Below are 21,317 nucleotides of genomic sequence, written 5' to 3' on the forward strand. Positions count from 1 at the left end.
AACCAACGCCCGAGCCCCTGCAAGCTCCTCTTTCGTCAAGGCTCGGGCCCGCTCGTCCGCCAAAACTACACAATCCAGACCTTCACGTGAGATACACTCTCAGTTCACTTCTCGACTGACACCACCAGTAGGGAAGCGGAGCAGAGAGCACCCCACCCCACGCAACAGGCGTGAAGACGAGCGCCCCGTGACGCGAGGAGAGCGAATGTCGACCGGTATGTCCGCGCAGCAGCCGAGTACGTTGATCGAACTGCTTCAGCACCGGACGCGGGAGGCGAAGGACCGAGGCGCCTACATCTTCCTGGAAGCCGGAGAAGAAGCGCAGTGGACCTACGGGGAGTTGGATCGCCGGTCGCGGGCGATCGGCGCCATGTTGCAGGAATTGGGCGCGGCCGGGGAGCGCGTGGTGCTGCTCTACCCGCCGGGGTTGGAGTACATCGCCGGCTTCTTCGGGTGCCTGTACGGCGGCGCGGTGGCGGTGCCCGCCTATCCGCCGGATCCCTCGCGGCTGGAGCGCACCCTGCCGCGCCTGATGGCCATCATCCGCGATTCGCAGGCCTCGGTGGTGCTCACCACCGGCTTCATCGCCGGCATGGCCGAGGGCCTGTGCGAGCAGGCTCCTGAATTGAAGGCCCTCAAGTGGGTGGCCACCGACGAGCTCGAGGCCGGAGTGGAGAGCTCCTGGCGAGATCCCGGCCTGGGCGCCGACTCACTCGCCTTCCTCCAGTACACCTCGGGCTCCACCGGAACGCCCAAGGGCGTCATGCTCAGCCATGGCAACCTGCTGAGCAACCTGCAACACATCAAGGAGCGCATGGAGCAGAGCCCGAAGACGCGCTGCGCCTTCTGGCTGCCGCCCTACCATGACATGGGCCTCATCGGCGGCATCCTCTCGCCGCTCAACGCCGGCTGCGAGGAGGCCACGGTGCTGATGGCGCCCATGACCTTCCTCAAGCATCCCGTGCGGTGGCTGGAGGCGATCAGCCGATTCCGCGTCACCCTGAGCGGAGCGCCCAACTTCGCCTACGACCTGTGCGTGAGGAAGACGACTCCCGAGCAGCGCGAGGAGTTGGACCTGAGCTGCTGGACGGTGGCCTTCAGCGGCGCCGAGCACATCCGCGCCGAGACGCTGGACCGCTTCATCCAGGCCTTCGCCCCCTCGAAGTTCAACCCGCGGGGACTCTATGGCTGCTACGGCCTGGCCGAGGCCACGCTGCTCGTCACCGGCGACCGCAAGGGCGAGCTGCCCGTGCGGCGCACGGTGGACGCGGCCCGCCTGGAGCGGCTGGAGGTCCATCCGGCCGAGCCGGGCAAGCCCGGCGCCGTGGAGCTGGTGAGCTCGGGTCTGGCGCCCACCGGACAGCAGGTGCTCATCGTCGATCCGGACACGTGCGTGCCCTGCCCTCCCCACCGCATCGGCGAGGTCTGGGTGAAGGGCCCCAACGTGGCCCGGGGCTACTGGAACCGGCCCGAGGAGTCCGAGCGCACCCTCCACGCCCGCCTGGCCACCACCGGCGAGGGCCCCTTCCTGCGTACCGGAGACCTGGGCTTCATGGCCGATGGGGAGCTGTTCCTCGCCAGCCGCATCAAGGATCTGATCATCCTGCGCGGGCGCAACCACTACCCGCAGGACCTGGAGCTGACGGTGGAGCGCAGCCACCCGGCGCTGCGGCCCGGGTGCACCGCGTGCTTCTCCGTGGAGGCCGAGGGCGAGGAGCGCCTGGTGGTGGTGCAGGAGGTGGATGCGCGCCAGGCCTTCGAGCCCGACGAGGCGATCGCCGCCATCCGCCGCGAGGTGGCCCTGCGCCATGACGTGCAGGTGTACGCCGTGTCCCTGATCGCCACGGGCAGCATCCACAAGACGACGAGCGGGAAGATCCAACGCCGGGCGAGCAAGATGGCCTGGCTCGACAACAGCCTGGAGGCCGTGCACGTCTGGCGCGCCGCCCCCTCCGAGCTGCCCGCGGCGCCCAAGCCCGCTCCGGCTCCCACCCCGGCCCCCGCGCCCCAGCCCCCGGCACAGCCCGCCGCCACCTCGGCCACCGAGCGCCAGATGCAGGCCCTGCTGGTGGAGTTGATGGCCGAGACCGTGAGCCAGCCGGCCGCGAACATCGACGTGCACCAGCCCTTCGTCCAGTACGGGTTGGACTCGGTGGCCAGCGTGCGGCTGGTCGGCGAGCTGGAGTCGCGGCTGGGCCGCAAGCTGCCCGCGACCCTCGTCTGGGAGCACCCCAACATCGAGGCGCTCGCGCGTCACCTGGCCGAGGGCCAGCCCCAGGCCGCGGCCCCGGCACCCACCCCGCGGGAGCAGCCCTCCCAGGCCGAGCCCATCGCCATCGTGGGCATGGGCTGCCGCTTCCCCGGCGCCGACGGACTGGAGGCCTTCTGGAAGCTGCTGTCCGAGGGCGTGGATGCCATCCGCGAGGTGCCGCGCGACCGTTGGGACGTGGACGCGTACTACGATCCGGATCCCACCACGCCCGGGAAGATGAACACGCGCTGGGGCGGCTTCCTGGAGGGACTGGAGCGCTTCGACCGGTCCTTCTTCGGCATCTCCCCTCGCGAGGCCGCGCGCATGGATCCCCAGCAGCGGCTGCTGCTGGAGGTCGCCTGGGAGGCGCTGGAGAACGCGGGCATCGTGCCCGAGAAGCTGGCGCGCACGCCCACCGGCGTCTTCGTGGGCATCTCCCACAGCGACTACGGCGTCCAGCAGCTCGCCCAGACGGACCTGACGGATGCCTACGCCGGCACGGGCAATGCCCTGAGCATCGCCGCCAACCGGCTCTCGTACCTGCTGGACTTGAAGGGCCCGAGCCTCGCGGTGGACACCGCGTGCTCCTCCTCGTTGGTGGCCCTGCACCTGGCCTGCCGCAGCCTGCGCTCGGGTGAGTCCACCGTGGCGCTGGTGGCCGGCGCCAACGTGTTGCTGTCGCCGGAGCTCACCGTCAACTTCAGCAAGGCCGGCTTCATGGCCCCGGACGGGCGGTGCAAGCCCTTCGACGCGAGCGCCAATGGCTACGTGCGCAGCGAGGGCGTGGGCATGATCGTGCTCAAGCCGCTCTCGCAGGCGAAGGCGGACGGCAACCGCATCTACGCCGTCATCCGCGGCAGCGCCGTCAACCAGGACGGGCGCTCCAACGGGCTGACGGCCCCCAACCGCCAGGCCCAGGAGGCCGTGCTGCGCGAGGCCTACCGTGACGCGGGCGTGGCCCCCGCCCAGGTGAGCTACACCGAGGCCCACGGCACCGGCACCGCGCTGGGAGATCCCATCGAGGCCATGGCGCTGGGCACGGTGCTCGCCGAGGGGCGCGCACCGGGCAGCAAGTGCGCGCTCGGCTCGCTGAAGAGCAACGTCGGCCACATGGAGGCGGCGGCGGGCATCGGCGGCATCATCAAGACGGCGCTGAGCCTGCACCGCGCCGCTCTCCCGCCCACGCTGCACTACCGCGCGCCCAACCCGCATATCCCCTTCTCCGAGCTGCCGCTGCGCGTGGTGCACGGCGCGCTGGAGCCGTGGCCGGAAGCGCAGATGGGCATCGCCGTGGCCGGAGTGAGCGGCTTCGGCTTCGGCGGCACCAACGCGCACGTGGTGCTGGCGAGCGCTCCCAAGTGGAGCGGGAAGCGCCGCGGCGGCCCGGGTGGTGGCGGTGGCGGTGGTGGCAAGGACAAGGCGCAACTGCTGCCCGTGTCGGCGCGCAACCCGGACGCGCTCAAGGCCCTGGCCGCGCGCTACCTGGAGACCGTGGAGCGCGAGGGCTCGAACCCCGAGCGGCTGGAGGCGCTCTTCGCCAGTGCCGCCCTGCACCGCACCCACCACGCGCAGCGCCTGGCCGTGCGGGCGCGCACCGCCGAGGAGCTCGCCGAGGGCCTGCGCGCATTCCTCGCGGACCAGCCCCGGCCCGGAGTGCATGCCGGTCACGCCGGCTCGCGGCCCAAGGTGGCCTTCGTCTTCAGCGGCCAGGGCCCCCAGTGGTGGGCCATGGGACGCGGGCTGCTGGCCCACGAGCCCGTCTTCCGCCAGGTGGTGGAACAGTGTGACGAGCTGCTGCGGCCCCTGGCCGGCTGGTCCCTGCTGGAGGTGTTGAACGCGGACGAGGGCACCTCCCTCCTGACGCAGACCGAGTACGCCCAGCCCGCCCTCTTCGCCCTGCAGGTGGGCCTGGCCGCGCTGTGGCGCTCGCTGGGCGTGGAGCCGGATGCCGTCGTCGGCCACAGCATCGGCGAGGTGGCCGCGGCCCACGTGGCCGGAGCCCTCACGCTCCCCCAGGCCATCCACCTCGTGTACCACCGCGGCCGCCTCATGCAGAGCGCCACCGGCCAGGGGAAGATGGCGCTGGTGGAGCTGCCGCCGCGTGAGGCCTCCGCGCTGCTCCGCGGCTACGAGGACCGGCTGTCGCTGGCCGCCCACAACGGCCCCGCGTCCTCGGTGCTCTCCGGTGAGGCCGCCGCCCTGGACCAGGTGCTGGAGCAGCTCGCCCAGCGCCAGGTGCCCACGCGGCGGCTGCCCGTGGACTACGCCTTCCACAGCCCCCAGATGGAGGAGCTGCAGCCCGACCTGGCCTATGAGCTGGAGGAGCTGCAACCCGCGCGCGCCTCGCTGACGCTGGTGTCCACGGCGCTCGGCCGGCCGTTGACGGGCCTGGAGCTGGGAGCCGACTACTGGGCGGGGCAGATGCGCATGCCCGTGCTCTTCGCCCCCGCGATCGAGCAGCTGGCCGACACCGGCCACTCGCTCTTCGTCGAGGTGGGGCCACACCCGGTGCTCTCGGTGGACATCCAGCAGGTGCTGCGCGCCCGCGGGCGCGAGGCCCAGGTGCTGCCGTCGCTGCGCCGCAAGGAGGACGATCACGGCGTGCTGCTCTCCTCGCTGGGGGCCCTCTACTGTCAGGGCCTGCCCGTGGAGTGGCGAGCACTTCATCCCGACGGCGCCGCGTCCACGGTGGACCTACCCACCTATGCCTGGCAGCGCGAGCGCTGCTGGGTGGACGACCCGGTACGCCCCGCCGCGCCCCGCCAGGAGCAACCGCCGGCCTCCTCCCAGACGGTGCCCGCCGAGTGGCTGTACGACGTGCGCTGGGAGCCCGCTCCTTCCGCCTCCGCCTCGCAGCCTCCGGGCGGCTGGCTCGTGCTCGCCGATTCCCAGGGCGTGGGTGAGGCACTCGCAGGGCAACTGCGCGCCCAGGGTGCTCACGTCACCCTCGCCTCCCGCTCCACCGTTCCCTCGGGTGACACCGAGGCCCTGGTGCGCCTGCTCCAACAGGCCCGTGCTCCCCTCGGCGACTCGCCCCTCCACGTGGCCTACCTCTGGAGTCTCGAGGCCGAGCTGTCGTCCCAGTCCTCCACCGCCGAGCTGCACACCGCCCTCTCCCTGTGCGCCGAGCCCGTGTTGCACCTGCTCCAGGCCCTCTCCCGCTCGGGCGGCTCCGGCCGCCTCTGGCTGGTGACTCGCGGCGCTCAGTCCGCTGGCGCTTCCGTGCACGAGGCCTCCCTGCCCCAGTCCACCCTCTGGGGCTTCGGCCGGACCCTCGCCGCCGAGCTTCCCGAGCGCTGGGGCGGCATGGTCGACCTCGAGCCCGGTGTTCCCTCCGCTGAGTCCGCCTCTCAGCTCGCCTCCGCCCTCCGCCTCGGCGGCCGCGAGGACCAGCTCGCCCTGCGCCGTGGCCAGCCCCTGGTGGCCCGCCTCGTGCCCCGTCCCGAGCTGGCCTCCGCTCCTTCCGCGCTCTCGCTGCGCACCGGCGGCGCCTACCTCATCACCGGCGGTCTCGGCGGCCTGGGCCTGCGCATGGCGCGTTGGCTCGTCTCCCAGGGCGCCCGCCGTCTGGTGCTCCTGGGGCGCACGCCCCTCCCTTCGCGCTCTCAGTGGAAGCACCTGCCTTCCGACTCTCCCCAGGGCCGCCAGGTGCGCGCCGTGCGGGAGTTGGAGTCCCTCGGCGCCTCCGTCCACCTGGCCTTCGTGGACGTGGCCGACGAGGCCGCCTTCTCCTCCTGGCTCCAGCAGTACCGTGACGAGGAGCACCCCTCCCTCGTTGGCGTCGTGCACGCCGCCGGTGTCCTCGGCAGCGACAACGAGCCCCTGCTTCAGCTCCAGTCCTCCTCCCTTCACTCCGTCCTGCGCCCCAAGGCCCTCGGCGCCTGGCTTCTTCACCGCCTGCTGGGGGAGAGCCTCGAGCTCTTCGTCTGCTTCTCCTCCTCCTCCACCCTCCTGGGCAACCCCGGCCAGGGCCACTACTCCGCCGCCAACGCCTTCCTCGATGCCCTGGCCCATGCCCGCCGCTCGCGCGGCCTGCCCGCCCTGAGCCTCGACTACGGCACCTTCGCCGAGGCCGGTATGGCCACCCGCGGCCAGGGCGAGCGCCTGGAGCAGCACGGCATGCGGGGCATGTCCCCCGAGCGCGCCTTCGCCGCCATCGGCCCGCTGCTCTCCTCCGGCCTTCCCCAGGCCGCCGTCATGGACGTGGACTGGCCCCGCCTGCGCGCCCTCGTGGCGCTGCTCGATACTCGCGGTGAGCAGCCCTTCCTCTCCCGCGTTCCCGACTCCCGCCCCGCCTCGCCCGCGGCCCCCTCCGCGCCCGTCACCTCCGCGCGTGTCCAACTGCCGCTGGAGCCCGCGGCCCGCCGCGCACACCTGCAGGAGTGGCTGCACGCGCAGGCCGCCACCGTCCTGGGCATGGCCCCCTCGGCCCTGCCCTCCCAGGCGCCCCTCAACAGCCTGGGCTTCGACTCCATCATGTCCATCGAGCTGCGCAACCGGGTGCAGTCCCACCTGGGGCTCAGCCTCCCCCTTACCGAGCTGGTGCAGGGTCCCAGCGTCTCGCAGCTCCTGGCCCGGCTGTTGACGCTCCTCCCCGAGCCCCAGCCCGAGCAGGCCACCCCTTCCGCGCCGCCCTCCGCCCAGCCCCCGCTGGTGCCCCAGCCCCCAGAGGCCCCGAGGGTCCTCTCCTTCGGCCAGGAGCGGCTGTGGTTCCTCCACCAGCTCGACCCCGACACCTCCTTCCACAACATCCCCGCCGCCCTGCGGCTCAAGGGCCAGCTCGACGTGCGGGCCCTGGAGCGCGGCCTCCAGGACATCCAGCTCCGGCACGAGGCCCTGCGCACCACCTTCCGCACCGACGCCCAGGGCACTCCCCACCCCGTCGTCTCCTCTCACGTGGTGCCACTCGCCCACGTGGACCTCGGCTCGCTGCCTCCCGCCGAGCGTGAGCAGCGCGCCCTGCGGCTCGCCTCCGAGGCGGCCCGCGCTCCCTTCGCCCTCGCGACGGGCCCGCTGGTGCGCTGCACCCTGCTGCGCCTGTCCGACTCCGAGCACGTGCTCCTCTTCACCATGCACCACACCGTCTCCGACGGTTGGTCATTGGGTGTGCTCGTGCGGGAGCTGGTCTCCCTCTACGAGGCCTACCGCCAGGGACAGCCCTCGCCCCTGCCTCCTCTTCCGGTGCAGTACACGGACTTCGCCGCCTGGCAGCGTCAGTGGCTCCAGGGCGAATCCCTCCGGTCCCAGCTCGACTACTGGCGCAAGCAGCTCGCCGGTGCCCCCGCTCTCCTCGAGCTGCCCACCGACAGGCCCCGCCCTCCCGAGCAGACCCACCGCGGCACCCAGTTCCCCCTCTCGCTCGGGCCGGAGCTCGCCCGCGCCGTCCACTCGCTGGCTCGCGCCGAGGGCGTCACGCCCTACATGGTGCTGCTGGCCACCTTCAAGCTCCTGCTCGCCCGCCACTCCGGCCAGCGCGACCTGAGCGTCGGCACGCCCATCGCCGGCCGCAACCGTCCCGAGGTCGACGGCCTCATCGGCTTCTTCCCCAACAATCTCGTCCTCCGCACCCAGCTCTCGCCCCAGGCCACCTTCCGTGAGCTGCTGGCCCAGGTGCGCGAGGCCGCCCTCGGCGCCTACGCCCACCAGGACGTCCCCTTCGAGAAGCTCGTCGAGGAGCTGCAGCCCACCCGCAGCCTCAGCTACTCGCCCCTCTTCCAGGTGATGTTCATCCTCCGCCTGGATCCGCTCTCCAGCGTCTCCCTGCCGGGGCTGTCCCTGCACCCGCTGGAGATGGACATCGGCGCCTCGCAGTTCGACCTCACCCTCTCCCTGGGCGAGGACGAGCACGGCCTGTCCGGTTGGTTCGAGTACAACACCGACCTCTTCGACGCCTCCTCCATCGCGCGCCTGGCGGGCCACTACCGCACCCTGCTGGAAGCGGCCACCGTCCACCCCGGACAGCACGCCTTCGCCCTGCCCCTGCTCACCCCCGAGGAGCGCCGCCAGCTCCTCGTCGAGTGGAACGACACCCGCCGTGACTACGCCCAGGCCTGCGTCCACGAGCTGTTCGAGGCCCAGGTCCAGCGCACTCCCGACGCCGTCGCCCTCACCTTCGAGGACCGGTCCCTCACCTACCGCGAGCTCGCCGCGCGCTCGCGTCAGCTCGCCTGGCACCTGCGCTCATTGGGCGTGGGCCCTGATTCGCGCGTAGGCGTCAGCGTCGAGCGCTCCATCGACATGGTGGTGGCCCTGCTCGGCGTGCTCCAGGCCGGCGGCGCCTACGTCCCGCTCGATCCCTCCTATCCCCAGGACCGCCTGGCCTACATGCTCGAGGACTCGCGCGCCCGCGTGCTCCTCACCCAGCGCCACCTGTCCGGCGGCATTCCCTCCCAGGGTGTCCGGTCCATCTTCATCGAGGAGCTCCCGCCGTCCGCGGCCCACGCCGAGGCGCCTCCTGCCAGCGGCGCCCACCCCGACAACGTCGCCTACACCATCTACACCTCCGGCTCCACGGGCCGCCCCAAGGGCGTCATGGTGCCCCACCGCACCGTCGCCAACTTCTTCACCGGCATGGACGAGCGCCTGGGCACCACGCCCGGCACCTGGCTGGCCATCACCAGCATCTCCTTCGACATCTCCGTGCTGGAGTTGCTCTGGACGCTCTGCCGTGGCTTCCGCGTCGTGCTGCGGGGCGAGAACGTCCCCTCCCAGCTGCGCCAGCAGTCCATCACCCACCTGCAGTGCACGCCCTCCTTCGCCCGGGCGCTCGCGCTCGAGCCCCAGGGCCTGGAGGCCCTCTCCACCCTCCAGCGGCTCATGGTGGGCGGTGAGGCCCTGCCCGAGAGTCTCGCCTCGCAACTGCGCCGGGCCGTGCCCCACGGGCTGATGAACATGTACGGCCCCACCGAGACCACCATCTGGTCCTCCACCCACCAGGTGAGCGCCCAGCCCGGTCCGGTCCCCATCGGCACGCCCATCGCCAACACCGCCCTCTACGTCCTGGACGCCTGGCTACAGCCCCAGCCCGTGGGCGTCGCGGGCGAGCTCTTCATCGGCGGCACCGGCGTGGTGCGCGGCTACCTCGAGCGCCCCGAGCTGAGCGCCGAGCGCTTCATCCCCGACCCCTTCTGGCCCGAGCCCGGCGCCCGCATGTACCGCACCGGCGACCTGGCCCGCTGGCGCGCCGATGGCACCGTCGAGTTCCTCGGACGCCTGGACCACCAGGTCAAGGTGCGCGGCTTCCGCATCGAGCTGGGGGAAATCGAAGCGGTGCTCGGCCAGCATCCCTCCGTGCAGACCGGCGTGGTGGTGGCCCGCGAGGATGGCTCCGGCGACAAGAGGCTGGTCGCCTACGTCGTCCCCAAGCCCGGGCACTCGCTGGAGCCCGAGGCCCTGCGCGCTCCGCTCAAGGCCAGGCTGCCCGAGTACATGGTGCCCTCGGTCTTCATGGTGCTAGAGGCCCTGCCCCTCACCCCCAACGGCAAGGTGGACAGGAAGGCCCTGCCCGAGCCCGACGCGGCCCGCCCCAGGCTGGAGGTGGCCTACGTGGCCCCTCGCACGCCCGTGGAGGAGCTGCTGGCGCAGATGTGGAGCGGCCTGCTGGGTGTGGAGCGCGTGGGCATCCACGACGGCTTCTTCGAGCTGGGCGGACACTCCCTGCTGGCCACCCAGGTGTTCGCGCGCCTGCGCTCGGCGCTCCAGGTGGAGCTGCCGCTGCGCACCCTGTTCGAGGACTCCACCGTGGCCAAACTGGCCGCCCGGGTGGAGGCCATCCGCGGTGAGCCCGGTCTCCAGGCCCCGCCCCTGCGCGCCCTGCCACGCACGGGCGAGGTATTGCCGCTCTCCTTCGGCCAGGAGCGCCTGTGGTTCCTCCAACAGCTCGAGCCGGACAGCCCCTTCTACAACGTGCCCGCCGCCCTGCGGCTGTCGGGCCCGTTGGATGTGAAGGCCCTGGAGCGGAGCCTCCTGGAGGTGCGGCGCCGGCACGAGGTGCTGCGCATCACCTTCCGCACCGATGAGCAGAGCACGCCCCAGCTCGTGCCCGGCTCGGAGCCGATGCCGTGGTCCCTCGTGGACCTGAGCCACCTGCCCACCACCGAGCGTGAATCCCAGGTGCTGCGCATGGCCGAGGAGGAGTCCCGCCGCCTCTTCGATCTGAAACAGGGCGCGCTGCTGCGCGGCGTCCTGCTGCGCCTGTCCGACTCCGAGCACGTGCTGCTCGTCACCATGCACCACACCGTCTCCGACGGCTGGTCGTTGGGTGTCCTCGTGCGGGAGGTGGCGGCCCTCTACACGGCATTCTCCCAGGAGAAGCCCTCGCCATTGCCAGAGCTGGCGGTGCAATACGCCGACTTCGCCGCCTGGCAGCGCCAGTGGCTGCGAGGAGAGACGCTTCAGGCCCATCTCGGCTACTGGCGCCAACAGCTCGCCGGAGCACCGGAACTGCTGGAGCTGCCCACCGACAGGCCCCGCCCCCATACGCAATCCTACCGCGGTGCCCAACACCCGCTGTTGCTCGGGCAGGAGCTGACCCGGGCCGTGAGGGCACTCGCCCTCGGCGAGGGCGTCACGCCCTTCATGGTGCTGATGGCCACCTTCCAGCTGCTGATCAGCCGCTACTCGGGCCAGCAGGACCTGAGCGTGGGCACCCCCATCGCCGGCCGCACCCGCCCCGAGCTCGAGGAGCTCATCGGCTTCTTCGTCAACACGCTGGTCATGCGTACCCAGCTCCCGCCCCACCTCACCTTCCGCGAGCTGCTGGCCCGTGTGCGCGAGGTGGCCATCGGTGCCTACGCCCACCAGGACGTCCCCTTCGAGAAGCTCGTCGAGGAGCTCAAGCCCGCTCGCAGCCTCAGCTACTCGCCTCTCTTCCAGGTGATGTTCGTCCTGCAGCAGAATCCCCTGCCCACCATCTCCCTTCCGGGGCTGGCGTTGCGGCGGATGCAGATCGACAGCCGCACCTCTCAGTTCGACCTGTCCCTCTCCCTCATAGAGGAGGAGAACGGGCTCACCGGCTGGCTCTCATACAGCACCGACCTCTTCGACGCCTCCACCGCCGCCCGTCTGGCCGACCACTACCGCCTCCTGCTCGAGGCCGCCGTTGCCCACCCCGAGCAGCGCATCGGCACCCTCCCCCTGCTCACGGCCGGCGAGCGCCAGCGCATGCTCGTGGAGTGGAACGCCACCCACACGCCCGACTCTCCGCTGCACGCCTGCGTGCACGAGCTCCTCGAGGCCCAGGCCGAACGCCGCCCCGACGCCATCGCCGCCTCGTGCGAGGGCCAGTCGCTCACCTACCGTGAGCTCAACCAGCGCTCCAACCGCGTCGCCCACCGGCTGCTCTCCGAAGGCGTCGCCCTCGAGGGCGTGGTGGCCCTGCTCGCCGAGCGCGGCCTGGACTTCCTCTCCGCCCTCTTCGGCACCTTCAAGTCCGGCGGCGCCTACATGCCCCTGGACGTGCACCACCCCGCGCAGCGCATGGCCCAGGTGCTCGAGCAGAGCCGCGCGGGCCACGTCCTCGTCGCCGAGGCCATGCAACCCGCTCTGGCCGCGGCGCTGGACAAGCTCCCCGCCGGACAGCGCCCCCGCGTGCTCGTCCTGGAGCAGGTGCTCGCCTCCTCCGGCCCCGACTCCAATCCGCCCCGCCGCACCGGCCCCGAGCACCTGGCCTACGTGCTCTTCACCTCCGGCTCCACCGGCCTGCCCAAGGGCGCCATGCTCGAGCACCGGGGCATGCTCAACCACTCCTGGGCCTTCATCCGCGCCATGGGCATCTCCGAGCGCGACACCGTTGCCCAGACCGCCTCCCAGTCCTTCGACATCTCCATCTGGCAGATGGTGACGGCCGCCCTCGTCGGCGGCCGCGTCCACGTGCTGCCCACCGAGCTGGTGCAGAACGGCACCCGCCTGCTGCGCGCCATCGAGGACGAGCGGCTCTCCATCGTCCAGCTCGTGCCCTCGCTCATCCGCGTGGTGTTGGAGGAGGGTGACTCGCTGGGCGCACAGCGGCCGGCGCTGTCCTCCCTGCGGTGGATGGTGCCCACCGGCGAGGCCCTTCCTCCCGAGGTGTGCCGTCACTGGCTGGAGTCCCATCCCTCCGTCCCCCTGCTCAACGCCTACGGCCCCACCGAGTGCTCCGACGACGTCACCCTGTGCGTGCTGCGCCAGCCGCCCGCCTCCATCAACGTCCCCATCGGCAAGCCCCTGGACAACCTGAGCGTCTACGTCCTCGACGCCTCGTTGCAGCCCGTCCCCACCGGCGTCTCCGGTGAGCTGTGCATCGGTGGCCTCGGCGTCGGCCGTGGCTACCTGAGAGACCCCGCTCGCACCGCCGAGGTCTTCCTCCCCGACCCCTTCTCCTCCCAGCCCGGCGCCCGGCTCTACCGCACCGGTGACCTGGTCCGCTGGTTGGCCGACGGCAACATCGAGTACCTCGGCCGCATCGACCATCAGGTCAAGGTGCGCGGCTTCCGCATCGAGCTGGGTGAGATCGAATCCGTGCTCGTTCAGCACCCCGCCCTCAAGCAGGCCGTGGTGCTGGCACGCGAGGACTCCCCGGGCCACAAGCGCCTGGTGGCCTACGGCGTGGCCAAACCCGAGCAGACGGTGGACACCGAGGAGGTGCGCCGCTTCATCCGCGAGCGCCTGCCCGAGTACATGGTGCCCGCGGTCGTCATGGTGCTGGACGCCATGCCCCTCACCTCCGTCGGCAAGGTGGACCGCAAGGCCCTCCCCGCCCCGGAGCTCTCGGCCGCGGAGGACACCTACGTCGCGCCCCGCACGCCCGTGGAGAAGCAGCTCGCCGCCATCTGGCAGCAGGTGCTGCGCGTGGAGCGCGTGGGTCTGCACGACGGCTTCTTCGACCTGGGTGGCGACTCCATCCTCAGCCTGCAGATCGTCGCCCGCGCCCGCCGGGCCGGACTGCACCTCACGCCCAAGCACCTCTTCCAGCACCAGACGCTGGCCGAGCTGGCCACCGCCGTCTCCGAGGAGCAGGGCGTGCAGGGCCCCGTGTCCGGCACCGTGCCCCTCACCCCCATCCAGCGCTGGATGTTGGAGCAGGAGCTGCCCCGGCCCGGCCACTTCAACCAGGCCGTGCTCCTCCAGGCCCGCGAGGCCGTGGATGCCGCGTCCCTCCAGAAGGCGCTCCAGCACGTCGTGGATCACCACGACGCCCTGCGCCTGAGCTTCGTGCGCGGTGAGTCCGGCGCGTGGCTGCAGGAGAACCTCCCGCTCGGACCCACCGCCTCGCTCGTGCGAGTGGACCTCTCCGCCACGCCCGATGCCGAGCTGCCTGCCCGCATCGAGACCGAGTCCACCCGCCTCCAGGCCAGCTTCGACCTGGGCACGCCCCCGCTGCTGTGCGCCGCCCTCTTCGACCTCGGCGCCCAGCGTCCGGCACGGCTGCTGCTCGTGGCGCACCACCTGGTGATGGACGGCGTCTCCTGGCGCGTGCTGCTCGAGGACCTGGCCACCGCCTATGCCCAGCTGCGCCTCGGCCAGCCCGTGGGCCTGCCGCCCAAGTCCACCTCGTTCAAGACCTGGGCCGAGCGCCTGGTGGAGTACGCCCGCTCCGAGGCCCTCGCCTCCGAGCAGTCCTACTGGCTCGCCGAGGCGCGCCAGGACGTGGCGCCCCTGCCCACCGACAAGGCCTCGGGGCCCAACACCGTGGCCTCCGCGCGGTGCGTCACCGTGTCGCTCGACGCCGAGGAGACCCGGCTGCTGCTCCAGCAGGTGCCCGCGGCCTACCGGGCCCGCCTCGACGACGTGCTGCTGGCGGCCCTGCAGCGCGCCGTCACCCCGTGGAGCGGCCAGTCGCGCCTGCTCGTGGACCTCGAGGGCCATGGCCGCGACGCGGAGCTCTTCAACGACGTGAAGCTGTCGCGCACCGTGGGCTGCATCAACGCGCTCTACCCGGTGCTGTTGGAGTCCCCCACGGAGGGCTCGGGCGCCGAGGCGGTGCGTGCCGTGCGCCGTGCTCTGCGGCAGGTGCCCCGGCACGGCCTCGGCTACGGCCTGCTGCGCTACCTGCGCGAGGATGAGACCTCCCGGCGTCTGCGCGCCCTGCCCCAGGCGTCCGTCCGCTTCAGCTCCTCCGGTCAGCTCGACGCGGCGGCCACCTCGGACTCGCCCTTCGAGCCGGCCCGCGAGTCCACCGGGGCCCCTCGCGACGAGCAGGGCCCGCGCTCGCACCTGCTGGAGATCGACGGCCTCGTGCGCGAGGGCCGCCTGGAGCTGAAGTGGACCTACAGCGACCACCTCCACGCGCGCGCCACCATCGAGCGGCTCGCCCAGGCCATGCGCGAGGCCCTGCGAGCCCTCATCGCGGGCCGCTCCGCCCCCGAGGCCTCGCGCCCCATCGCCGCCGACTTCCCCCTGGCCCGCCTCGAGGACTCCACGCTCGAGTCCCTGCTGCGGACCAATCCGGCCATCGAGGACATCTACCCGCTCACCCTGGTGCAGCAGGGCATGCTCTTCCACGCGATACTCGCCCCCACCTCTGGCGTCTACGTGGAACAGTTCGCCTGGTCCATCCACTCGCGGCTGGACCTGGGCGCCATGCGCCGCGCCTGGGAGCAGGCCGTGCAGCGCCACTCCAGCCTGCGTACCGCCTTCTTCTGGGAGGGTCTGTCCCAGCCCCTGCAGGTGGTCCGCCCGCGCGTGGAGCTGCCCTGGCAGGAGCTGGACTGGCGTGACCTGCCGGAAGGACAGCAGCAGGCCCGGTTCGAAACGCTGATGCGCGAGGATCGCACCCGCGGCTTCGATCTCACCCGCGCCCCGCTCATGCGGGTCACCTGCATCCAGTTGGGGGAGAACACCCACCAGTTCCTCTGGACCTCCCATCACCTGCAGTTGGATGGCTGGGCCATCGGCATCTTCTTCAGGGATCTGTTCAGCCTCTACGAGGCCGAGCTGAGCGGCCAGCCGGCGCGTCTGGAGCCCAGCCCCGCCTACAGCGAGTACATCGCCTGGCTGCAGCGCCAGGACACCTCGCGCTCCGAGTCCTTCTGGCGCGGCACCCTCGAGGGATTCACCACGCCCACGCCGCTGCCGGCCGATCTCGCGCCCAAGCGGCTCGGGGCGGCCGTGCAACAGGTGCAGGAGCGGCAGCTCTCGCTGTCCCCGTCCGACACCGCGGCGCTGCAGGCCTTCGCCCGCAAGCACCAGCTCACCCTCAACACCCTCTCACAGGCCGCCTGGGCCCTCCTCCTCTGGCGCTACACGGGTGAGCAGGACGTCGTCTTCGGCACCACCGTCTCCGGCCGTCCCCCGGAGCTCTCCGGCATCGAGTCCATGGTGGGCCTCTTCATCAACACCCTGCCGGCACGCGTGCAGATGCGGCCCGACGCCGACGTGATGCCCTGGCTGCGGCAGCTCCAGGCCCGGCAGCTCGAGCTGCGCCAGCACGAGTACAGCCCGCTGGTGCAGGTGCAGGCGTGGAGCGAGGTGCCCCGCGGCACGCCTCTCTTCGAGAGCCTGCTCGTCTTCGAGAACCACCCCATCGACGCCTCCGTCCAGCAGGGCGCCCACCAACTGGAGGTGCGCGTCGCGCAAACGCTGGAGCATACGAACTACCCGCTCACCGCCATGCTGGTGCCCGGCGAATCGCTGCAACTGCGGCTCGCCTTCGACACCGAACGTTTCGATGCGGGCGGCATCACCCGGCTGATGGGGCACTGGCACACCGCGCTCAAGGGACTGGTGGCCCACGCCGACCAGCGCCTGAGCGACATCTCCCTGCTGTCGGAGCAGGACCGCAACCTTCTCCTGGCCGAGTGGAACGACACCCGCCGGGAGCGAGAGCCAAACCCGGCGCTCCACCGCCTCATCGAAGCCCAGGTGGATCGCACCCCGGGTTCCATCGCGGTGGACTTCGAGGGCCAGTGCCTCACCTACCGGGAGCTCGACACGCGCGCCAACCAGCTCGCCCATGCCCTGCGCTCGCGCGGCGTGGGTCCCGAGGTCCGCGTCGCCCTCTGCATGGAGCGCTCGGTGGAGCTCGTCGTCGCCCTGGTCGGCGTGCTCAAGGCCGGCGGCGCCTACGTGCCCCTGGACCCCACGCTCCCTCCGCAGCGCTTGAGCTTCCTCATGGAGGACTGCGGCGCACGCATCGTCCTCACCCAGCAGCGGCACGCCGACAAGCTGCCCCGGGAGAACGCCGAGGTCCTCTGCCTGGACACGGACTGGGAAGCACTCACCAGCCATCACAGCCAGGCCCGCCCGAACGTCGAGGTGGGCGGCGCCAACCTGGCCTACGTCATCTACACCTCGGGCTCCACCGGTCAGCCCAAGGGCGCGATGAACAGCCACGAGGGCATCTGCAACCGCCTGCAGTGGATGCAGGAGACGTACGGCCTGACGTCCGACGACCGCTTCCTGCAGAAGACGCCCTACAGCTTCGATGTGTCCGTGTGGGAGTTCTTCAACCCCCTGTTGGTGGGCGCGCGGCTGGTGGTGGCGAAGCCCGGCGGTCACCAGGACAGCGCCTACCTGGTGCGGCTGATCGTCGAGAAGCAGCTCACCACGGTGCACTTCGTCCCCTCCATGCTGGGTGTCTTCCTGGAGGAGCAGGGGCTGGAGAAGTGCACCAGCGTGCGGCGCGTCGTCTGCAGCGGCGAGGCCCTGCCCGCCGAGTTGCAGGTGCGCTGCCTGGAGCGCCTGGGCGCCGAGCTGCACAACCTCTACGGCCCCACCGAGGCCTCCGTCGAGGTCACCGCCTGGACGTGCGTGCGCGGAGACCGGCGTTCCACCGTGCCGATTGGCTACCCCATCGCCAACGTGTACATGCGCATCCTCGATGAGCGCCTGGAGTTGGTGCCTCCGGGCGTCACCGGCGAGCTGCACATCGGCGGCATCGCCCTGGCGCGCGGCTACGTGGGCCGGCCCTCGCTGACGGCCGACCGTTTCATCCCCGACCCCTTCGGCGACACCCCGGGCGCGCGCCTCTACAAGACGGGCGACCTGGCTCGCTACCTGCCCGATGGCAGCATCGAGTACCAGGGCCGCACCGACTTCCAGCTCAAGCTGCGCGGCTTCCGCATCGAGCCAGGGGAGATCGAAGCCACCCTGGCCCGCCACCCCTCGGTGAGCCAGGTGGTGGTGATCGCCCGCGAGGACTCGCCCGGCAACAAGCGCCTGGTGGCCTATGTCGTCCCCACCGCCGGGCACACGATGGATGCCGAGGCCTTGCGCACCGTGATCAAGGCCAGCCTGCCCGAGTACATGGTGCCCTCGGCCTTCGTCTCGCTGGAGGCGATGCCCATCACCACCAACGGCAAGCTCGACAGGCGCGCCCTGCCGGTTCCCGACGTGGTGCAACCCCTCACCGAGTACGTGGCTCCTCGCACCGCCGTGGAGCAGCGCCTCGCCGGCATCTGGGCCCAGGTGCTCGGCCTGCCCCGCGTCAGCCTGCACGATGACTTCTTCGCTCTGGGTGGTGACTCCATCCTCAGCCTGCAGATCGTCGCGCGTGCCCGCCAGGCGGGCTTCCATCTCACCCCCAAGCACCTCTTCGAGCGCCCCACCCTGGCCGAGCTGGCCAGTGTCATCTCCGTGGGACAGGGAGTACAGGCCGAGCAGGGTCCCGTCTCCGGCCCCGTGCCCCTCACTCCCATCCAACACTGGATGACGGAGATGGAGCTGCCCCGGCCCGGTCACTTCAACCAGGCCGTGCTGCTCCAGGCCCGCGAGACCGTGGAGGTCTCCTCGTTGGAGAAGGCGCTCCAGCACGTGGTGGAGCACCACGACGCGCTGCGCATGAGCCTCGTGCGCGGCGAGTCCGGTGCATGGCTGCAGGAAAACCTGCCCCTGGGTCCCACCGCCTCGCTCGTGCGGGTGGACCTCTCCGCCACACCTGACGCCGAGCTACCCGCGGCCCTGGAGGCCGAGGCCACCAGCGTCCAGGCCAGCCTCGACCTGGGCAGGCCCCCGCTGCTGCGCGCCTCCCTCTTCGACCTCGGCGCCCAGCGCCCGGCCCGCCTGATGCTGGTGGTGCACCACCTGGTGGTGGACGGCGTCTCCTGGCGTGTGCTGCTCGAGGACCTGGCCACCGCCTACGCCCAGCTGCGTCGTGGCCAGCCGGTGTCCCTGCCCTCCAAGTCCACCTCGTTCAAGGCCTGGGCCGAGCGCCTGGTGGAGTACGCCCGCTCCGAGACCCTCACCCAGGAGGCCTCCTGGTGGCTGAGCCAACCGATTCAGGCCACGCCCCTGCCCCAGGACAAGGCCTCGGGAGAGAACACTTCCGCCTCCACGCGCACCGTCACCGTGTCGCTCGACGCCGAGGAGACCCGGCTGCTGTTGCAGCAGGTGCCCACGGCCTACCGCGCTCACATCAATGACGTGCTGTTGGCCACGCTCGTCCAGTCGCTCGCGCCGTGGACGGGACAGTCCCGTCTTCTGGTGGATCTCGAGGGCCACGGCCGCGAGGAGCTCTTCCAGGGCGTGGACCTCTCGCGCACCGTGGGCTGGTTCACCGCGCTCTATCCGGTGATGCTGGAGGTACCCGCGTCCGCCTCCCCCTCCGAGGCGGTGCGCTCGGTGCGCCGCACGCTCCGGCAGGTTCCCCAGCGCGGCATTGGCTATGGCCTGCTGCGCTACCTGCGCGGGGATGAGCTCTCGCGGCAACTGCGCACCCGGCCCCAGGCCCCGGTGGTCTTCAACTACCTCGGCCAGTTCGATGCCACCGCCCCGGCTGACTCCGCCTTCGCTCCCTCCTCGGAGTCCAGCGGCCCCGCGAGCGACGCCCGCAACCCTCGGCCCCACCAGTTGGAGGTGGAGGGCATGGTGCTCGGTGGCCGTCTGGAGCTGCAGTGGATCTACAGCGACAACCTCCACGAGCGCTCCACCGTGGAGACCCTCGCCCGCCGCCACCTGGAGGCCCTGCGCACCCTCATCGCCGCGCGCCATGCCCCCGAGTCCTCGCGCCCCATCGCCGCCGACTTCCCCCTGGCCCGCCTCGACGACTCCGCTCTCGAGCGCCTGCTCCAGGCCAACCCGGACATCGAGGACCTCTTCCCGCTCTCGCACGTGCAGCAGGGCATGCTCTTCCATGCCCTGCTCGCGCCTTCCTCCGGCGTCTACGTCGAGCAACACACCTGGTCCATCCACTCGTCGCTGGACCTGGCCGCCCTGCGCCACGCCTGGGAGCAGTTGATCCAGCGTCATGCCGTGTTGCGCACCTCCTTCGTCTGGGAGGGCCTGTCCCAGCCTCTCCAGGTCGTCCGCTCCCATGTGGCCACGCCCTGGCAGGAGCTGGATTGGCGCCAGCTCTCCCCCGAGCAGCAGCGCGCCCACTTCGATTCCCTGCTGAAAGAGGATCGCGCCCGCGGCTTCGACTTCACCCAGGCTCCGCTCATGCGCCTGGTGATCATCCGCACCTCGGATGACTCCGTCCGCATCCTCTGGAACCAACACCACCTGCTGCTGGATGGCTGGAGCGTCGCGGTGCTCCTCAAGGAGCTCTTCGCCCTTTACGACGCCGCGCTCCAGGGCCAGACGGCCCAACTGGAGCCCGCTCCCGCGTGGCGCGACTACATCTCCTGGCTGCAGCGCCAGGACGTGGCCAACGTCGAGCCCTTCTGGCGCCGTGCCCTCCAGGACTTCTCCTCACCCACGCCCCTGCCCGCGCAGGTGCCGGGTGCCCGCGTGGGCTCCACCGTCATGCGCGTGGACGAGCGCTCGCTCCACCTCTCCGCGCAAGCCACCTCGGCGCTTCAGGCCTTCGCCCGCAAGCACCAGCTCACCCTCAACATCCTGACTCAGGCCGCCTGGGCCTTCGTCCTCTCGCGCTACAGCGGCGAGCAGGACGTGGTCTTCGGCACCACCGTCTCCGGCCGTCCCCCGACGCTCCCCGGCATCGAGTCCATGGTGGGCCTCTTCATCAACACCCTCCCGGCGCGGGTGCGGGTGCCGCCCCAGGCCTCTCTGGTGCCCTGGCTGCAACAGCTCCAGGACTGGCAGCTCGAGCTGCGCCAGCACGAGCACAGCCCTCTCGTCCAGGTGCAATCCTGGAGCGGAGTGCCCCACGGCACGCCGCTCTTCGAGAGCCTGTTCGTCTTCGAGAACTACCCCATCGACGCCTCCATCCAGCAGGGAGTCGGACGCCTGGAGGTGCGTGAGGCCCGCACGCAGGAGCAGACGAACTACGCGCTCACCGCCTGCGCCGTTCCTGGCGAGGCGCTCGAGCTGAGACTGACGTGGGACGCCGAGCGCTTCGACGCGGCCGGCATCGCCCGGTTGCTGGAGCACTGGCGCATCGCACTCGAGGGGCTCGCCTCCAACACGGTCCAGCACGTGGGCGAGCTGCCCCTGCTCACCGATTCCGAGCGCCACCAGTTGCTGGTGCAGTGGAACGACACCCGCGCAGACTTCCCTCGCGAGTTGTGCGTCCACCACCTGCTCGAGGCCCAGGCCTCCCGCTCTCCCGAGGCCCTGGCCGTCGTCTCCCAGGAGGCGAAGCTCACCTTCGCCGAGCTGGAGCGCCGCTCCAATCAGCTCGCCTTCCACCTGCGCTCCCTGGGCGTCGGCCCCGACTGCCTCGTCGGCCTCTTCCTCGAGCGCAACGCCGACCTCGTCGTGGGCCTGCTCGGCATCCTCAAGGCCGGCGCCGCCTACCTCCCCCTCGACCCCGCCTACCCCGCCCAGCGTCTGTCCTTCATGCTCGAGGACAGCCGCGCCAAGGCCCTCGTCACCCACTCCTCCCTGGCTGGCCGCCTCTCACACTCCGCCTCCACCGTCTGCCTGGACTCCCAGGCCGAGACGCTCTCGCGCCTGCCCTCGGGTCGCGTCGACTCCGGCGTCCTGGCCGACCACCTGGCCTACGTCATCTACACCTCCGGCTCCACCGGCCGTCCCAAGGGCGTCCTCGTCGAGCACCGTGGCGTCCTCAACTACCTGACGTGGGCTCTCGAGGCGTATGCCGTCGAGGGTGGCACCGGCTCCCCCGTCCACTCCTCCGTCTCCTTCGACCTCACCGTCACCAGCCTCCTGGCTCCCCTGGCCGCAGGCAGGCCCGTGGTGCTGGTGCCCGAGGACGAGAAACTCGAAGGCCTGGTGCACACGCTGCGCT

At 71.3% G+C, this 21,317-nt stretch carries 1 protein-coding gene; it reads left to right on the top strand.

Annotated elements, in window-relative coordinates; genetic code table 11:
• Nucleotides 1–205: 205 nt before the first annotated feature.
• On the top strand, nt 206–21,317 hold a 21,112-nt coding region (locus tag NR810_RS10130; RefSeq protein ID WP_257450671.1), incomplete at its 3' end, for a non-ribosomal peptide synthase/polyketide synthase.

The sequence above is a fragment of the Archangium lipolyticum genome, assembly GCF_024623785.1.
GTDB classification, from domain to species: domain Bacteria; phylum Myxococcota; class Myxococcia; order Myxococcales; family Myxococcaceae; genus Archangium; species Archangium lipolyticum.